Origin of the sequence: Shimia sp. CNT1-13L.2 (genome assembly GCF_024331145.1) — a bacterium.
Lineage (GTDB): Bacteria > Pseudomonadota > Alphaproteobacteria > Rhodobacterales > Rhodobacteraceae > Shimia.
Map to the genome: position 1 here is coordinate 45,394 of NZ_JANDJO010000012.1, position 15,573 is coordinate 60,966.

A 15,573-nucleotide genomic window follows, 5' to 3' on the forward strand; every position below is an offset into this window, starting at 1 on the left:
TTTTTCATGGCTGCTTGCCAATTGCCGTGAACAGGTTCATCAATCGTCGGGTGATTTGAGGGGAGGCGGCGCATGAGCGAGGTGCGGCAAGGCATTCTGGCGATGGTGGTGGCCTGTTTAACATGGGGCCTCGTGCCGCTGTTCTACAAACAGCTTGAGCATATTCCGCCGATCGAAATCCTGGCCCATCGCACGATCTGGTCGGCGGTGATCTTTGTCGGGGTTCTGCTGTTCCAGGGGCGGCTCAAACTGCTTGGCGAGGCGCTTTTGTCACGACGCACGGTGGTGGTGGTCGCGGCTGCGGCCTTCCTGATTTCCTTCAACTGGTATTTCTTTATCTGGTCGGTCGCCAACGACAAGGCCACGGAGGCGTCGCTTGGATACTTCCTGTTTCCGCTCGTGGCGGTGCTGCTTGGGCGGGTGGTGTTTCGCGAACAGTTGCAGAGGCTGCAGTGGATTTCCATTGGCATCGCACTGTTTGCCGTGGTCCTGCTGACCGCGGGGTTGGGGGTTGCGCCGTGGATCGCGTTGGCGCTGTCGACAACCTTTGGATTGTACGGGCTGATCAAGAAGGGCCTCAGCATCGGGCCGGTGGTGTCCGTGACAGCCGAGGTGATCGTGCTGGTTCCGATTGCCACGGTCATCCTGTGGTTTGCCCATGGTGACGGGCAGGGGGCATTCGGCGCGGATGTGAAGGACAGTGTCTTGCTGGTCCTGTCCGGAGCGCTGACGGCGACGCCGCTGATCCTGTTCAGCTTTGCGACCAAACGGGTGGCGCTGTCGACGATCGGGTTGGTGCAGTACCTGAACCCGACCTTGCAGTTCTTCTGTGCTGTAGTGATTTTTGGCGAACCCTTTGGTGTTTGGCACGGGATCGCCTTTCCCCTGATCTGGATCGCGCTTGCGCTTTATTCCTTTGCGGCGCTGCGTCAGGAGAAGGCAGCGTCCAAGGTAGATTCCAGTGTCGCCAGATCATCGACCACCTGAATGAAGTCTTTCAGGGAGGCATCGGCAAACCCCTGGTCGATGACGCTGTTGATGAGGGCAATCAGCGCGTCCCAGTAGCCGTTCACGTTGGCGAGCAGGATCGGTTTGTCGTGCAGACCCAGCTGGCGCCATGTGAGAACCTCGAAGAGCTCGTCCAGTGACCCTGCGCCGCCGGGCAGAACGATGATGGCGTCGCAGTTCATGAACATCACCTTTTTGCGCTCGTGCATGTTTTCGGTGACGATGAAGCGGGTCAGATCGACCTTGCCGACCTCGCGTTTCAAGAGGTGAACGGGGATCACGCCAAAGGTATCGCCGCCGTTGGCCTGGGTGGCATTTGCCACCGCGCCCATCAGGCCGATGTCTCCGGCACCGTAGACAAGCCGCCAGTTCTTGTGTGCCAGAAGCGCGCCGAGATCTTCTGCGAAGGTCTGAAATGCAGGGTCCTTGCCGGAACGTGAGCCGCAAAAGACACAGATTGACGGGTTGGTCATGGAATTCCCCAATATCTTCAATGCTGTTTTGACCAGTGTTACTCGGGTTGATATGGTCGCTCAACCGTCAAGGGGCCGTCGAATTCATTATGCTGCCGCGCGTGTTTTCGATATGCCCAAGACGACAACATCTTGCGAGCGTTTCGCGCCAGACTTATGCACTAAGTTCATCGCGTGGCGTTTGAGCTAGCGGAATCTGGGGAAAGGCTGGCATGAGCAGAATTGCATCTTTGCTTGGTGGAAACGCCGTCATCGTGGGGGGCGCAGCCGTTGTCGGGGTTGTGGCCGTGGTTGTTAGTGGCGTGTTCAAGTCACCGGAGCCTGAGGTTGCGCCAACGCCTGTCGTTGCGATGCCGAAAACCGAAGAGGCGCCAGCACCCGAGGTGACCGAAGCGCCTGCCACCGAGGAAGCGGTGGTGGAGGAACCCACGCCTGAAGCCGAACCCGAAGCCGAGGTCGTTGTCGAGACGGTTGTGCCGTCGTTTGATGTCGTGCGGGTCGAGCCGGATGGAAACACGCTTATTGCGGGCCATGCTGCGGCGGAGGTGTCTATCACGGTGCTTCTGGATGGTGCCGATCTGGCCGAGGCCCCGACGGACTCGGGTGGGAAATTCGTGACCTTCGCGTCGATCGCTCCGAGCAGCGAACCGCAGGTTCTGAGCCTTGTTCAGCGTCGTGAAGACGGCGATGTCTTTTCCGAGGCGACGGTGATCCTCGCACCGGTTCAGCCGGTGGTCGCGGAGGCGGAGCCCGAGCCCGTGGCAGAGCCGGCGGAAGTTGTTGTGGAGGCCGTTGAAGACGCGGTCGCGGAAGACACGGTTGAAACTGTGGACGTCCAGCCGGAAACGGTCGAAGACACCGAAGTGACTGCCGTTGAAGAGACGCAACCCGCCGCGCCGACAGTGCTGTTGTCCGACGGGGATGGTGTACGGGTTCTTCAGCCACCAGCGGTGATCGAGACCGGGCCGGATGTCACAACGTCGCTTGCGCTGGATACGATTGCCTATTCCGATGCCGGTGAGGTTTCGTTGACGGGCCGTGGATCGGATGAGGGCTTTGTGCGGGTCTATCTGGACAATGCACCGATCACCTCTTCGCGGATCGAGGCCGGGGGGAACTGGCGCACTGAACTGCCGGATGTTGATACCGGGGTCTATACCCTGCGTGTCGATCAGGTGGATGCGGAAGGCGAGGTTGTCTCGCGTGTGGAGACGCCTTTCAAGCGCGAGGCACCCGAGGCCCTGCAAGCGGTTGCACCGCAAGGGGATAACAAGGTTGAAGCGGTGACGGTTCAGCCCGGATCGACGCTTTGGGCCATTGCCAACGAACACTATGGTGATGGTGTGCTTTATGTGCGGGTGTTCGAGGCCAACAAGGATCAGATCGTTGATCCCAACCTGATTTTCCCCGGCCAGATCTTCAGCATTCCCGAAGAATGATGCCGTTGAGAGCCGGCGAACCGGATTGATTTGGTGCGCCCTCTGGTAATGTCCGGAGGGCGCATTACCTGTCTATTGAAGACACGAGGATCTCGTATGAGACAAAGATATACGGCCTCGGCCGACGAAGTTGCCCGAAATGAGCAAAGATCCGGCTGGCGCACGATCCGCCGTGTAGCCCCCTATCTGTGGCCGGAAGAGCCGAAATGGGTGCGTTACCGCGTGGTTTTCGCGCTTGTTGCGCTGTTCGTGTCCAAGCTGATCGCGGTTTGCGTGCCGCTGATCTACAAGGCGGCCGTTGATACTCTGGCCGGTGAGGGCGTGTCGACGCTTGTGCTTGGGGCCGTGGGGTTGACCGTGGCCTATGGTATGGCGCGGGTGATGACCGTGGGCTTCCAGCAGCTGCGCGACGCGATTTTTGCGCGGGTTGGTCAGCGGGCGCTGAGGGCGCTGGCGCTTGAGACCTTCGTGCACATTCACCGCCTGTCGATGCGCTATCACATTACCCGCAAGACCGGGGGGCTTAGCCGGATCATCGAGCGTGGTGTGAAGGGGGTCGAGTTCCTGCTGCGGTTCCTGCTGTTTTCGATTGGTCCGCTTTTCCTCGAATTGCTGATGATCTCGGCGATCCTGTTCTGGCTGTTTGATGCCTGGTACCTGGCGGCGGTGGCCCTGACGATTGGCGGCTACGTCTTTTTCACCTTCAAGGTGACCGAGTGGCGGGTGCGCCTGCGCCGCGAGATGAATGACCAGGACACCGAGGCCAACCAGAAGGCCATCGACAGCCTGCTGAACTTTGAAACGGTCAAGTATTTCGGGGCCGAGGAACGGGAAGCGGCGCGCTATGATGCCTCGATGGCGGGGTATGAAAGAGCGGCTCTCAAGACCTCGTATTCATTGGCTTTTTTGAACTTTGGCCAATCTTTCCTGATCACCACCGGCCTCGTTGCCGTGATGGTTCTGGCGGCTGTTGGCGTGGAGAGCGGGGCGCTGACCGTCGGGGATTTCGTGATGGTCAACGCCTACATGATCCAGATCACCATGCCGTTGAATTTCCTTGGCACGGTTTACCGGGAAATCCGGCAGTCGCTGGTGGATATGGGCGAGATGTTCGACCTCTTGGAGCAACCAGCCGAGGTTTCCAACAAGCCGGGTGCCAAGGACCTGAAGGTCAATGGCGGTGCAATCCAGCTGGACAACGTGGCCTTTGGTTACGAGGCCACGCGCCCGATCCTGCAGGGGATCAGCCTTGACGTGGGCGCGGGACAGAATGTTGCGATTGTCGGCTCGTCCGGATCTGGAAAGTCGACCATCGGGCGGTTGCTGTTCCGGTTCTATGACGTTGATGGCGGGGCGCTGCGGATTGACGGTCAGGACGTGCGGGACGTCACACAGAAGAGCCTTCACGCGGCGATTGGCGTGGTGCCGCAGGACACGGTGCTGTTCAACGACACCATCCGCTACAACATCGCCTATGGGCGCGACGGGGCGACCACCGAAGAGATCGAAGAGGCGGCAAGATCGGCGCAGATTCACGACTTCATCATGTCGCTGCCCGAAGGTTACGAGACGATGGTGGGGGAACGCGGGCTGAAGCTGTCTGGCGGTGAGAAACAGCGTGTTGGCATTGCGCGCACGTTGCTCAAGAACCCGCCGATCCTGTTGCTGGACGAGGCCACCTCGGCGCTGGACACCGAGACAGAGGGCGAGATCAAGGGCGCGCTGGCACGTGCGGCAGAGGGGCGGACCGTGATCACCATTGCGCACCGTCTGTCGACAGTTGCCGAAGCCGACCGGATCGTGGTTCTGGAGGCCGGGAGAATCGTGGAAGAAGGCACCCACGACGAACTGGTGGCCCGTGGCGGACGGTATTCCCAGCTCTGGCAGCGGCAGATGTCGGAGCAGGAAGCGGCCTGACGTGGTCGGGCGGAAGCACCGGTTGCGCACCGAAATTTGACAGGATGGCTTTTGCCTCGCAGACTTGCCCCATTCTTTTCCGACGGGGGTATGCGCGATGCCGACGTATATTTTGCAAGGCAAGACTTATGGTTTTTCCGAGTTTACCGGGTTTTTGGATAGTGTTTCTGACGCAACTGTCACGTTCAACGTGGATGGCACGGGGTTCTCTTATGTCATTGGGGCACCCGATGGGGGATCACCGCCGCCTGCGGTTCTGACCGGTATTGGACCCGGTGACGCCGAGTTCAACGGGAGCAGTGCGTTCCGGTCCGATTTCGTCGTTCGCATCAGCCAGTTCGACTGGGGGCCGTTCAGCGACCGGAAACAGACGATTGTCATGGATTTCCACGATCCGGTGGCCAACGAGACCTATAGTTTCGTCATTGGCGGCGACCCGCTTCCTCCTATTACGGATGTGACCAGCTTTTACGACTGGGCCGCGGAAATTGCCCTTTTCGGGCAGGTTGTTACCGGGCCTTATGCACCGGGCGAGGTCATACCGTTTGGCGGGATGCCGGGGGTGGTGGAGGAGCAATCTCCGATTTGCGGCACGGATAACCCCGACAACCTGCTTGGCACCAATGACGACGACGAGATGTGTGGCGAGGGGGGCAACGACACGCTGAACGGTCAGGGGGGCGATGATCTCATCTACGGCAACGAGGGGGATGACCTGCTGACCGGAAGCGGCGGCGCTGACACGCTGGATGGCGGCGCCGGCATAGATACGGCGAACTATGAGTCGTCCAATTCCTCAATCGTTGTGAACCTGCTTACGACCGAGGGCACGGCTGGGGATGCGCTTGGGGATCGGTTGTTCCTGATCGAAAACGTTATCGGGTCCAACCTCGAAGATACGATCACCGGGGACGGCAAGGACAATCGCCTGGAGGGTCTTGCGGGCGCCAACCGTATTTTCGGCGGGGGTGGCAATGACCTTTTGTACGGAGGGATTGATAAAGACCGTCTCTCCGGTGGGCTTGGAAATGACTATCTTTCCGGCGGCGGCGATGATGATGTCCTGATCGGAGGAGGCGGTGCCGACACTCTCGAGGGCAACTTTGGGCGCGATGACCTGACGGGCGGCGCCGGCGGCGATCGGCTTAATGGTGGGCGTTCGAATGACGTTTTGAACGGAGGTACCGGCGATGACAGCCTGTTTGGTGCAGACGGGCAGGACAGGCTGTTTGGCGGGGAAGACAACGACGAGCTTGAGGGCGGCAAGGGCAACGACTCGCTCAGCGGGCAGTCCGGAGCCGACACATTGATCGGTGGTACGGGAGACGACACGCTTTTGGGTGGCACCGGTGCAGACAATCTGAAAGGTGGCGATGGTGTCGACGTGCTGGACGGCGAGCACGGTGAGGACACGCTTTATGGTGGCGACAAAAACGACACCCTCAAGGGCGGTGATGGCAAGGATTTCCTTTATGGAGACCAGGGCGCGGACGTTCTTTTGGGCGGTGCCATTGGGGATGTGCTGGAAGGACGGGCGGGCCGTGACCGGATGTGGGGCGGCAGCGGTTTTGACAGCATGAAAGGCGGTAAGGGAAACGATGTTCTGTTCGGTCAGAACGGGCGTGACACGCTTATGGGCGACGCTGGACATGACAAGCTGGACGGGGGAGCGGGGAATGACGTTCTGTTTGGCGGCACCGAACATGGCAAGAATGATGCCGATACGCTGATCGGGGGCGCAGGTGCTGATACCTTCGTGATGGATGTTTACGCCAGTGATACGCAAACCGTGAAAGACTATCAGGCGGGCTTTGATCTGGTGCAGATCAACGCATCAAGTAGCTATGTCGGCGGGGATGTCGGGGCGTTTATTGCCGATCTGCGCTCGGTTGCGACGGTTGCAGATGGCAACACCTACATTGCCTATACAAAGATCTTTGGCGGCAATCCCTTCGATATGCATTTTGCATTCGAAGGGATCACCGACCCCAATTCGATCACCTTTGTCGTGGACTTGTTCTGAGGTGGGCGCGGGCCGATTACTCGGCCGCGCGCAGGGCTTTTCCTGACGGCGGGGTGACGGTTTCTTCTTCGTCGTCCCAGAGGAGGACCGGTGCCTTGATGCGCTTGGCTTCGCGGCGCAGGGCCCAGTCGCGGGCGGCGCGGCTGCCACGGCCCAGCGACAAGCGGGCCAGAAGGGCCGCCATCCAGCGCAGGTAGGTGGTGAACCAGACACGCAGCGCCAGCATCGACGGGGTAAAGATCAGCGTCAGGACGGTTGCAATGCCAAGGCCGAAGACCACTGCGGTGGCGAGCTGTTTCCACCAGAGCGCGGTCGGGCTGTCGAAGGAATAGCCGCCATTGGCAAAGTCGAGCGAGAGGCCGAACATCATCGGGGCGAGGCCCGCCATTGTCGTGATCGTGGTCAGGAGAACCGGGCGGATACGCGCCTGTGCGGTGCGCACGATGGCCTCGATCCGCGGCATGTATTGCGAGAATTCCTGATAGGTGTCGATCAGAACAATGTTGTTGTTCACCACGATCCCGGCAAGCGCCACGATGCCGGTGCCGGTCATGATGATCGAGAACGTCTGGTCCATGACCAACATGCCGATCAAAACGCCCGCGGTGGACAGGACAACGGCGAGAAGCACCAGCACCGAGTTGTAGAAGCTGTTGAACTGGGCCAGCAGGATGATGAACATCAGGCCAAGTGCGCCGGCAAAGGCATTGCCCAGGAAGGCCTGGCTTTCGGCCTGATCTTCCTGATCCCCAGTCCATTCCCATTCGATGCCGGCCGGGAAGGGCTTGGTTTCCAACCATTCGGTCAGCTTGGCAAGGCGTTCGTTCGCGGTGAGGGGAACGGAGGTAAAGCCGCGCTCTGCATAGTCTGCTTGCAGGGCGCTGTCGGCCTCCCAGGTGGTTGTGTCGATCACTTCGGTTTCACCGGTCTCGGCGTTTGTCAGGACGGTCAGGTCGCTAGTGACCCCCGCTTTGACATCGAAGAAACGCGTCTGGTTGATGCGGTTGATCTCAGCCAGCTTTTCGACCGGTTTGCGGGTGATGAAGTTCGACAGGGGCACGAGGCCGTCGGCGGTGCGTACCTTGAGGGTATCAAGGGTCGACAGAACGCGGTCTTCGTCGGGCAGGCGGACGCGGATTTCGATTTCTTCATCCGAGCTTTCGACGGGCATGGTGTCGAGCAGGATGCCGCGTGTCACGAGTTGCACCATCGCGCCCACGGTGGCCACGTCGGCACCGTAGCGGCCCGCCTTGGTGACATCGACGTCGATCTGCCAGTCGATGCCCGGGAGTGGCAGGGTGTCTTCAATCAGTTGCAGACCGGGCGTAGCATCAAACTGCGCGCGCGCAATTTCGGTCGCGGCGGTCAGCGTTTCCCAATCGTTGCCTTTGATGCGCAGGTGAACGGGTTTGGCCGAGGCCGGGCCGCGCGAGGCTTCGAGGATTTCGATTTGTGCACCAGCGATGGTTTTCAGTTCGGCCTCCAGTTCGTTCAGAACCGTATTGCCGTCCATGACCGTGTCCTTGACGGTGCGATTGACGTCGATCCCGAGGAAGGGAATGGTGAACCAACGCTCACGAGCATCCGGACGGTCTTCCCACGGGATGGTTTCCAACTGGATCTGGCCGATGGTGTCTTTCGGGGCCTGAGCACCGCCGGTGTTCTGGTCAAGACCGCCTTCACCGGCAAAGGAAAAGGCTGTCTTGATGCCGGGGTGAGCGAGAACGATTTCCTCGGCTTCGCGGACAAGGTCGTCTTTCTGATCGAGTGAAAGGTTGCCTCGTGCCTTGACGTAGACGATGGCCTGTTCCGGCTCGGATTCCACGAAGAATTCGGTGCCCTTGTTGTTGGCGCCGTAGTAGCCAAAGACACTTACAACAAAAAAGATCACCGCACCGATGGTCACGATCGGCATGATCGGATTGCCCGCGATGAGGTGGATGAAGCGTCCGAACAGCGAAAGGGGGCTGCCGGATTCAACCTTCTTGGCTTTGCGTTCGATGCGGGCGGCGTCCAGTGTGATCGACGCGGCAAAGGCTGCGAACATGAAGATCAGGAAGCCGGGCAGGAAGCTCATCAGCCCGGGGGCCGGGGCCGCATCACCCAGCAGGAACGCCGGGTTGATTGCCTGCATGATCCCGACAAAGAGCATCAGGATCGAGGGCGGTACCAGAAGGGCGCGTACAAACCACGGTGTGGTCGCGCGAAGCCATTCGGAGCTGAGGTGGAATTTGCGGCTCAGGCGACCCGAGACCCCGCCCATGACGGGAAGGTAGACCAGCGCCACGACCAGAGAGGCCGAAAGCACGAAGATCAGCGTGACCGGCAGCATGCCCATGAACTGACCTGGAACGCCAGGCCAGAATAGCATCGGCAGGAAGGCGCAGAGGGTTGTGGCGGTCGAGGATACGATGGGCCAGAACATGCGCTTGGCAGCCTCGACATAGGCGTGCATCGGGCCGGTGCCCTCGGAGATGCGCTTGTCGGCGTATTCGACAACGACAATTGCACCGTCCACGAGCATGCCCACTGCAAGGATGAGACCGAACATCACGATGTTGGAGATGGTGATTTCCATCACGGCCAAGAGCGCGAAACACAGTAGGAACGAGGTCGGGATGGCAAAGCCGACCAGCAGGGCTGCGCGGGAGCCAAGGGCGGCCAGCACGACGATCATCACGAGGGCGATGGCGGTCAGAACCGAGCCTTCGAGCTGGGAGACCATCGAGCCGACGATGCGGGACTGGTCGTTCGACGTGCCGACTTCGACAGCGGCGCGCAGGTTTTCGGGCCATTCAGCCGAGGCCTTCTCGACTTCCTCGCGGACAAGGTTCGCAGTGTCGATCAGGTTGAACCCCTTCCGCTTGACCACCTGAAGCGCCACGGTGTTTTCGCCGTTGAAACGAGCGGTGCCGAGGCGGTCTTCGAAGGTCAGGTTGATCTGTGCGAGATCGCCGAGCGTGACAACGCGGTCGCCGTTTGTCTTGACGGGTAGGTCATAGACATCGCGCGGTTCATCGAAGGACGAGGGGATCTTGACCGAAAAGGTGCCTTGCTCGGTTTCGATCTCACCTGCCGCGATCAGCTGGTTGTTGTTGACAACCACGTTGATGAGTTCGCCTGCCGTGACGTTGTAGGCCTCGAGGCGCAGCGGGTCGATAACCACTTCGAGCATCTCGTCCCGACCGCCGGCCAGACCGGCTTCGAGAACCGCATCCATCGTTTCAAGTTGATCCTGCAACTTGTTGGCAATCTGCGACATGGTGCGTTCGGGGACGTCACCTGTCAGGTTGACGATGATGATCGGGAATTCCGAGAAGTTGATCTCGTTGATCGAATACTTTTCAAAACCGTCCGGAAACTTTCCTTCGGCGGTGTTCATGGCATCGCGCACGTCGGCGATGATCTTGGACTTGTCCCAGCCGAAATCGAATTCGAGGAAGATACCGGCATAGTTCTCGGCCGCCGTCGACTGCATCTTGTCGAGACCGTCGAGGTCAGCCAGTTCGGTTTCCATCGGTTTGATCAGCAGGGTTTCACTGTCGGCGGCGGAAATTCCGGGGAAGGGGACCGAGATGAAGAGTCCGGGGATCTGGATATCCGGCTCGCCTTCCTTGGGCAGGTTCCAATAGGCATATCCTCCTACCGCAAGCGACAGGAAGATGAATGCCAGTACCATCCGGGCGCGGTCGGCAGCCCAGTCTACGATCCCGATCATTGGTTGTGCTCCTCAAAGACCGGCACCGCTGCGACGCCCTTTACGACATACTCCTGTCCGATGACGATGATGTTGGCCTCATCTGCAAGGCCGGTGACCCAGAGGCCGTCTTTGCTGTCACGCAGGATATTGATGGAGTGGAAGTTGACCATGTTGGCTTCTTCGATGGTGCGGACCCCGAGGATGCCTTCGTCGTTCAGTGTGAGGGCGGATTGCGGGATCAAGTGGGCCTTGGCGCCGTCGGCAGCGATTGCGATCTCGGCGGTCTGGCCGTCACGGATGGCGAGGTCGCGGTTGGGGACGTCGATCTCGACACGGAAGGTGCGGGTGGTCGGGTCGGCCGAGCGTGACAGGAAGGTCACGTTTCCAACGACTTCCTGACCGGTCGTGAGGCGGGCTCCGGCCTGCGCCCCAAGAGCCACCTTGGAGACTTCGGTCTCCGGGACGAAACCGACAACCTTGATCGGGTCAAGCTGGATCACAGTGCCGCAAAGCGAACCGGCCTGCATCAGGCTGCCCAGTTCGGCAGTGTCGGATTCCAGCAGTCCCGCAAAGGGCGCGGTGATCGTCAGGCGGTCGATTTCACGTTGCGCGGCGGCGACGGCGGCCTCAGCGGATTCGATACCCGCTTCGGTGGATTGGAGGCCGGATTTGGCGGCTTCGACGCTTGCCTCGGCAGAGCGCACGGCGGCCTGTGTCGAGGCGACGCGGGTTTCCGATGCAAAGCCCCCTTCGGAGAGTTTCACGGCGGCGTTGTAGTTGATGTTGGCTTCGTCAAGACGGGCGCGGGCTTCGTCGAGGCGGGCCTGGGTTTCAGGTTGACGAGCACGGGCCTCCAGAAGGCGGGCTTTGGCCTCGGCCATAGTTGCTTCGCGGGTGCCGGGGTCGAGCTTGCAAAGCAATTCTCCGGCTTCGACATGCGCGCCGCGGCGCAGCGGCTGCGAGATGACAAGTGCGGAGGTTTCCGCGCGCACTTCGACCTGGCGATTGGCCTCGGTCTCACCGCGCAGGACAACCGCGTTCGCGATGGTGGAAGCCTTGGAGGAAATGACCTTTACGCGGACAGCATCGGGAATGTCTTTCTCGGCGTTGGTTTCTTGTGAGGCGGGGGGCTGTGCTTCAGCCTCAGTGGGGCTACCCGTCGCAGCAAAAGCCATCGTCTTGTCACGTTCGACGACGATGAAATACAGAAACGCTGTGACCAGGATTGCGGTCAGGATTGGCACCACGCGCATCGGGTTTTCCTCACTATTGTCTTTTGATGTGCTTATCCGCACGTATTTGTCTTGCGAAATAGTCGCGCTGAACGTGATTGCAACCAGTTTGGCGCAAAAACTGAACTGATCCGTTCAGTTTATTCAGAATGAAACTTCTTCGCAACGATTCCGGAGGTCGGATGCTATTGGCACTGTGTCTGCTTCGCGTTATGAGAGGGCAAATCAAGGGAGAAATCGTGTGAGCGATACCGACAGTTTCATCGAAGAAGTTACCGAAGAAGTACGCCGTGACAGGCTGTTCGGCATGTTCCGCCGGTACGGCTGGATTGCAGGCGCGGCGGTGGTGGTCATCGTTGGTGGTGCTGCCTGGAACGAGTGGCAGAAAGCCGAGCGTGTGTCTGCCGCGCAGGACACAGGTGACGCGATTTTTGAAGCGATTGAGAACCCGGACGACGCAGCCCGGGTTGCCGCCCTCGAAGCGTTGCAGCCGAACTCGCCTGAAGCTCAGGTTCTTGTCGATTACCTCGTGGCTTCGCACCAGTTGTCCGAAGGGGACAATGCAGGCGCGGCGGCAACGCTCAAGGCGGTTTCTGAAACCGGAACGGATGTGCCGGAGGTTTATCGTCAAATCGCGCTTTATAAATCGCTTATTGCAAACGGTGCCGAGACCCCGGCGGCCGAGCGCCGTTCGCTTCTTGATGCGCTTGCTGCTCCGGGTGCGCCGCTTTCATTGCTCGCGCAAGAGCAATTGGCACTTCTGGACATTGAGGAGGGCAATCCTGATGCGGCGATTGATCGCCTGAATGCAATCATTGCGGATGCCGGTGTCACTGGAGGCTTGCGTAACAGGGCAAGTCAGTTGATTGTGGCTCTGGGTGGTGTGCCGGGGACGGCAAACCAATAACCTACAAGACGTGAGGACCCGGGCAGTGAAGGTAAAAAATTGGATCATCGCGCTGACCGGCGCAGCCTTTGTGGCAGCATGTAGTGAGCCGGAAGTCATTCTTCCCGGCAAACGCGAGAACCTGCGTGGCGGTGAGAGCGGCCCGGTTCAGATTGAAAACCAGGTCAAGCCCATCCGGCTGGTCGGAGCTGTCAACAATGCAAGCTGGACCGGCCGTATCGGGTCTCCTGCGACACGTATTCCGAATGCGGCGCTTGGCGCGGCTCCTGCCCGTATCTGGAGTGCGAAGATTGGTTCCGGAAATGAACGCAAGCAGCGCCTGACGGCGGACCCGGTTGTTGCGGATAATCGCGTCTTTACAATGGATTCCGAGGGCACTTTGAGTGCCTTCTCTACTGCGGGCGAAGTGATCTGGCAGCGCAACCTGACGCCTGCCGGAGATAAATCAAAGGATGCGGCCGGTGGCGGTTTGGCCTTTGGTGATGGAAAGCTGTTCGTCACAACAGGCTTCGGGCGCCTTGAGGCTGTTGATCCCGCATCCGGCGAAACCCTTTGGGAACAAAAGCTTGGCGCCATCGGAAGCGGAAGCCCCGCGGTCTATGGCAAGCTGGTATACCTCGTGTCCGGCGACGAGCGAGGCTGGGCGCTGAACACCGACACGGGCAAGATTGCCTGGCAGGTGAACTCTATTCCGGCGGTGACCAACGTTCAAAGTCCTGCGGCCCCTGCGATCAACGACCAGATGGTGATCTTCCCCTTTGGCTCGGGTGAACTGCAGGCGACCTTCCGTCGTGGCGGGTTGCGCCTTTGGGGGGCGGGTATTGCCGGTGAGCGTCTTGGACGTGCCGTGAACAAGATCGGCGACATCAGCGGTGATCCGGTTCTGGATGGCAAGGTTGTCTATGCGTCGAACCATTCGGGTCGTCTGGTTGCTTTGGATGCGGATACCGGCGAACGAATTTGGACGGCGGAGCAGGGGGCTGTAAGCCCAACGTTCCCGGCGGGCGGTTCGCTTTTCCTCGTGAACGACCGCAACCAGGTGGTTCGCGTCGATGCCCGTACGGGCGAAGCAATCTGGGCTGTGGATCTGCCGTTGTTCCAATCTCACAAGCCCAAGCGTCAGGCGGCGATCTATTCGCACTACGGACCGATCGTGGCCGGTGGTCGGGTGATCGTGGCCTCTTCGGATGGGGTGCTGCGCAGCTTTGATCCGACCTCGGGTGAGATTGTTCACCAAGCGGAAATTCCCGGTGGGGCCTCGTCGAACCCGGTGGTTGCGGGCGGTGTTCTTTACGTCGTGGGCGGCAAAGGTCAATTGCACGCTTTCCGTTGATCGGAAAATGATATAACGGGACGTCTTCAGACGTGTCGGAGACTACAGATGAGTTTAACCCTCGCCATCGTGGGGCGCCCGAATGTGGGCAAATCCACCTTGTTCAATCGCCTAGTCGGCAAGAAGCTCGCGCTGGTTGATGACCAGCCGGGGGTCACGCGCGACCTGCGCGAAGGTGAGGCCAAGCTGGGGGATCTGCGGTTTACCGTGATCGACACCGCTGGTCTGGAAGATGCGACCGACGACAGCCTTGAAGGCCGGATGCGCCGTCTGACCGAACGTGCGGTGGACATGGCCGACATCTGCCTGTTCATGGTGGATGCCCGCACGGGTATCACCCCGACAGACATGATCTTTGCCGAGATCCTTCGCAAGCGATCCGCGCATGTGATCCTTGCCGCCAACAAGGGAGAGGGGGCTGCGGCGGATGCCGGTGTGCTTGAGGCCTATAGCCTTGGCCTTGGTGAGCCGATCCGTATTTCGGCGGAACATGGCGAAGGCATGCACGACCTTTACCTGCAGCTGATGCCGATTGCCGACGAATTCGACAAGCACGCAGAGGACAGCGCGCCCGAGGTCGAAGTGGATGTCGACCTTGAGGAAGACGAAGACGCCGACGAGATCCCGCCGTCGCAGCGGATCACATCCAAGAAGCCGCTGCAGGTGGCGGTTGTTGGTCGACCCAATGCCGGTAAGTCCACGTTAATCAACAAGATTATCGGCGAAGACCGTCTTTTGACCGGGCCCGAAGCGGGCATTACGCGCGATGCGATCAGCCTTCAGGTTGACTGGGGCGGCACGCCGATGCGGATCTTCGACACCGCCGGTATGCGCAAGAAAGCCAAGGTGCAGGACAAGGTTGAAAAGCTGTCTGTTGCCGATGGCCTGCGGGCGGTGAAGTTTGCCGAGGTGGTTGTCGTGCTGCTGGATGCGGCCATTCCGTTTGAACAGCAGGACCTGCGTATCGCCGATCTGGCCGAGCGCGAAGGGCGGGCCGTGATCGTGGCGGTGAACAAGTGGGACGTGGAGGATTCCAAGCAGGAAAAACTCCGCGACCTGAAAGAAGCCTTTGGCCGCTTGTTGCCGCAGCTGCGCGGGGCACCGTTGATCACGGTGTCGGCCAAGACCGGACGCGGCCTTGACCGTCTGCATGATGCAATCCTGCGTGCCTATGACGTCTGGAACCGTCGCATCAGCACGGCGCAGTTGAACCGCTGGCTGATTGGCATGCTGGAACAGCACCCGCCGCCGGCACCGCAGGGCAAACGCATCAAGCTGCGTTACATGACCCAGGCCAAGACACGTCCGCCAGGGTTTATTGTCATGTGCTCGCACCCCGACAAGATGCCGGACAGCTATTCGCGCTATCTCGTGAATGGTCTGCGCGAAGATTTTGACATGCCGGGCACCCCGATTCGTCTGACGATGCGGGGGCAGGGGGACAAGAACCCTTACAAGGGGCGCAAGAAGTCTACACCGAGCCGTCTTCGCAAACACCTTAAGGGGCGTTCGGCGGATTAAGCCTGTCATTTGGAAAAAAA

Annotated in this window: 10 protein-coding genes; 7 read left to right on the forward strand and 3 right to left on the reverse strand. The window is 59.9% G+C overall.

Annotated features, from left to right (window positions below; translation table 11 throughout):
- Window positions 1–72 precede the first annotated feature (72 nt).
- Window positions 73–987: an EamA family transporter RarD gene (gene rarD / locus NNA36_RS18170; protein WP_255109718.1), complete on the forward strand. Its 915-nt coding sequence runs from the start codon at window positions 73–75 to the stop codon at window positions 985–987.
- On the opposite strand, the gene NNA36_RS18175 is transcribed toward rarD, so the two are convergent.
- Window positions 930–1,481, reverse strand: coding sequence for a TIGR00730 family Rossman fold protein (locus NNA36_RS18175; RefSeq protein ID WP_255109721.1), 552 nt, complete (start codon window positions 1,479–1,481; stop codon window positions 930–932). The genes rarD and NNA36_RS18175 overlap by 58 nt on opposite strands.
- Window positions 1,482–1,693: 212 nt before the next feature.
- Between NNA36_RS18175 and NNA36_RS18180 the strand changes: the two genes are divergently transcribed.
- From NNA36_RS18180 to NNA36_RS18190, 3 genes are all read left to right on the forward strand, one after another.
- Entirely contained in the window at window positions 1,694–2,920 is a 1,227-nt protein-coding gene (locus NNA36_RS18180) for a LysM peptidoglycan-binding domain-containing protein (protein WP_255109725.1), read from the forward strand.
- Window positions 2,921–3,016: 96 nt separating this feature from the next.
- Window positions 3,017–4,837, forward strand: coding sequence for an ABC transporter ATP-binding protein/permease (locus tag NNA36_RS18185; RefSeq protein ID WP_255109728.1), 1,821 nt, complete (start codon window positions 3,017–3,019; stop codon window positions 4,835–4,837).
- Window positions 4,838–4,934: 97 nt separating this feature from the next.
- A complete protein-coding gene (locus tag NNA36_RS18190) occupies window positions 4,935–6,860 on the forward strand; it encodes a calcium-binding protein (RefSeq protein WP_255109731.1) in 1,926 nt (641 codons plus the stop codon).
- A gap of 16 nt (window positions 6,861–6,876) precedes the next feature.
- Here the strand turns inward: NNA36_RS18190 and NNA36_RS18195 are convergent, their stop codons facing one another.
- Together NNA36_RS18195 and NNA36_RS18200 are read right to left on the reverse strand one after the other, a co-directional pair.
- Window positions 6,877–10,578, reverse strand: coding sequence for an efflux RND transporter permease subunit (locus NNA36_RS18195; protein WP_255109733.1), 3,702 nt, complete (start codon window positions 10,576–10,578; stop codon window positions 6,877–6,879).
- Window positions 10,575–11,813, reverse strand: coding sequence for an efflux RND transporter periplasmic adaptor subunit (locus tag NNA36_RS18200; RefSeq protein ID WP_255109735.1), 1,239 nt, complete (start codon window positions 11,811–11,813; stop codon window positions 10,575–10,577). The genes NNA36_RS18195 and NNA36_RS18200 overlap by 4 nt, the downstream gene beginning before the upstream one ends.
- 220 nt (window positions 11,814–12,033) lie before the next feature.
- Here NNA36_RS18200 and NNA36_RS18205 point away from each other — a divergent pair, with 220 nt between their 5' ends.
- The 3 genes from NNA36_RS18205 to der are packed head-to-tail and all read left to right on the forward strand — an operon-like array spanning window position 12,034 to window position 15,553.
- Window positions 12,034–12,699, forward strand: coding sequence for a tetratricopeptide repeat protein (locus NNA36_RS18205; protein WP_255109738.1), 666 nt, complete (start codon window positions 12,034–12,036; stop codon window positions 12,697–12,699).
- A 25-nt stretch (window positions 12,700–12,724) separates the two neighbouring features.
- Window positions 12,725–14,032: a PQQ-binding-like beta-propeller repeat protein gene (locus tag NNA36_RS18210; protein ID WP_255109740.1), complete on the forward strand. Its 1,308-nt coding sequence runs from the start codon at window positions 12,725–12,727 to the stop codon at window positions 14,030–14,032.
- A gap of 48 nt (window positions 14,033–14,080) precedes the next feature.
- Entirely contained in the window at window positions 14,081–15,553 is a 1,473-nt protein-coding gene (gene der, locus NNA36_RS18215; RefSeq protein WP_255109743.1) for a ribosome biogenesis GTPase Der, read from the forward strand.
- Window positions 15,554–15,573: the final 20 nt, after the last annotated feature.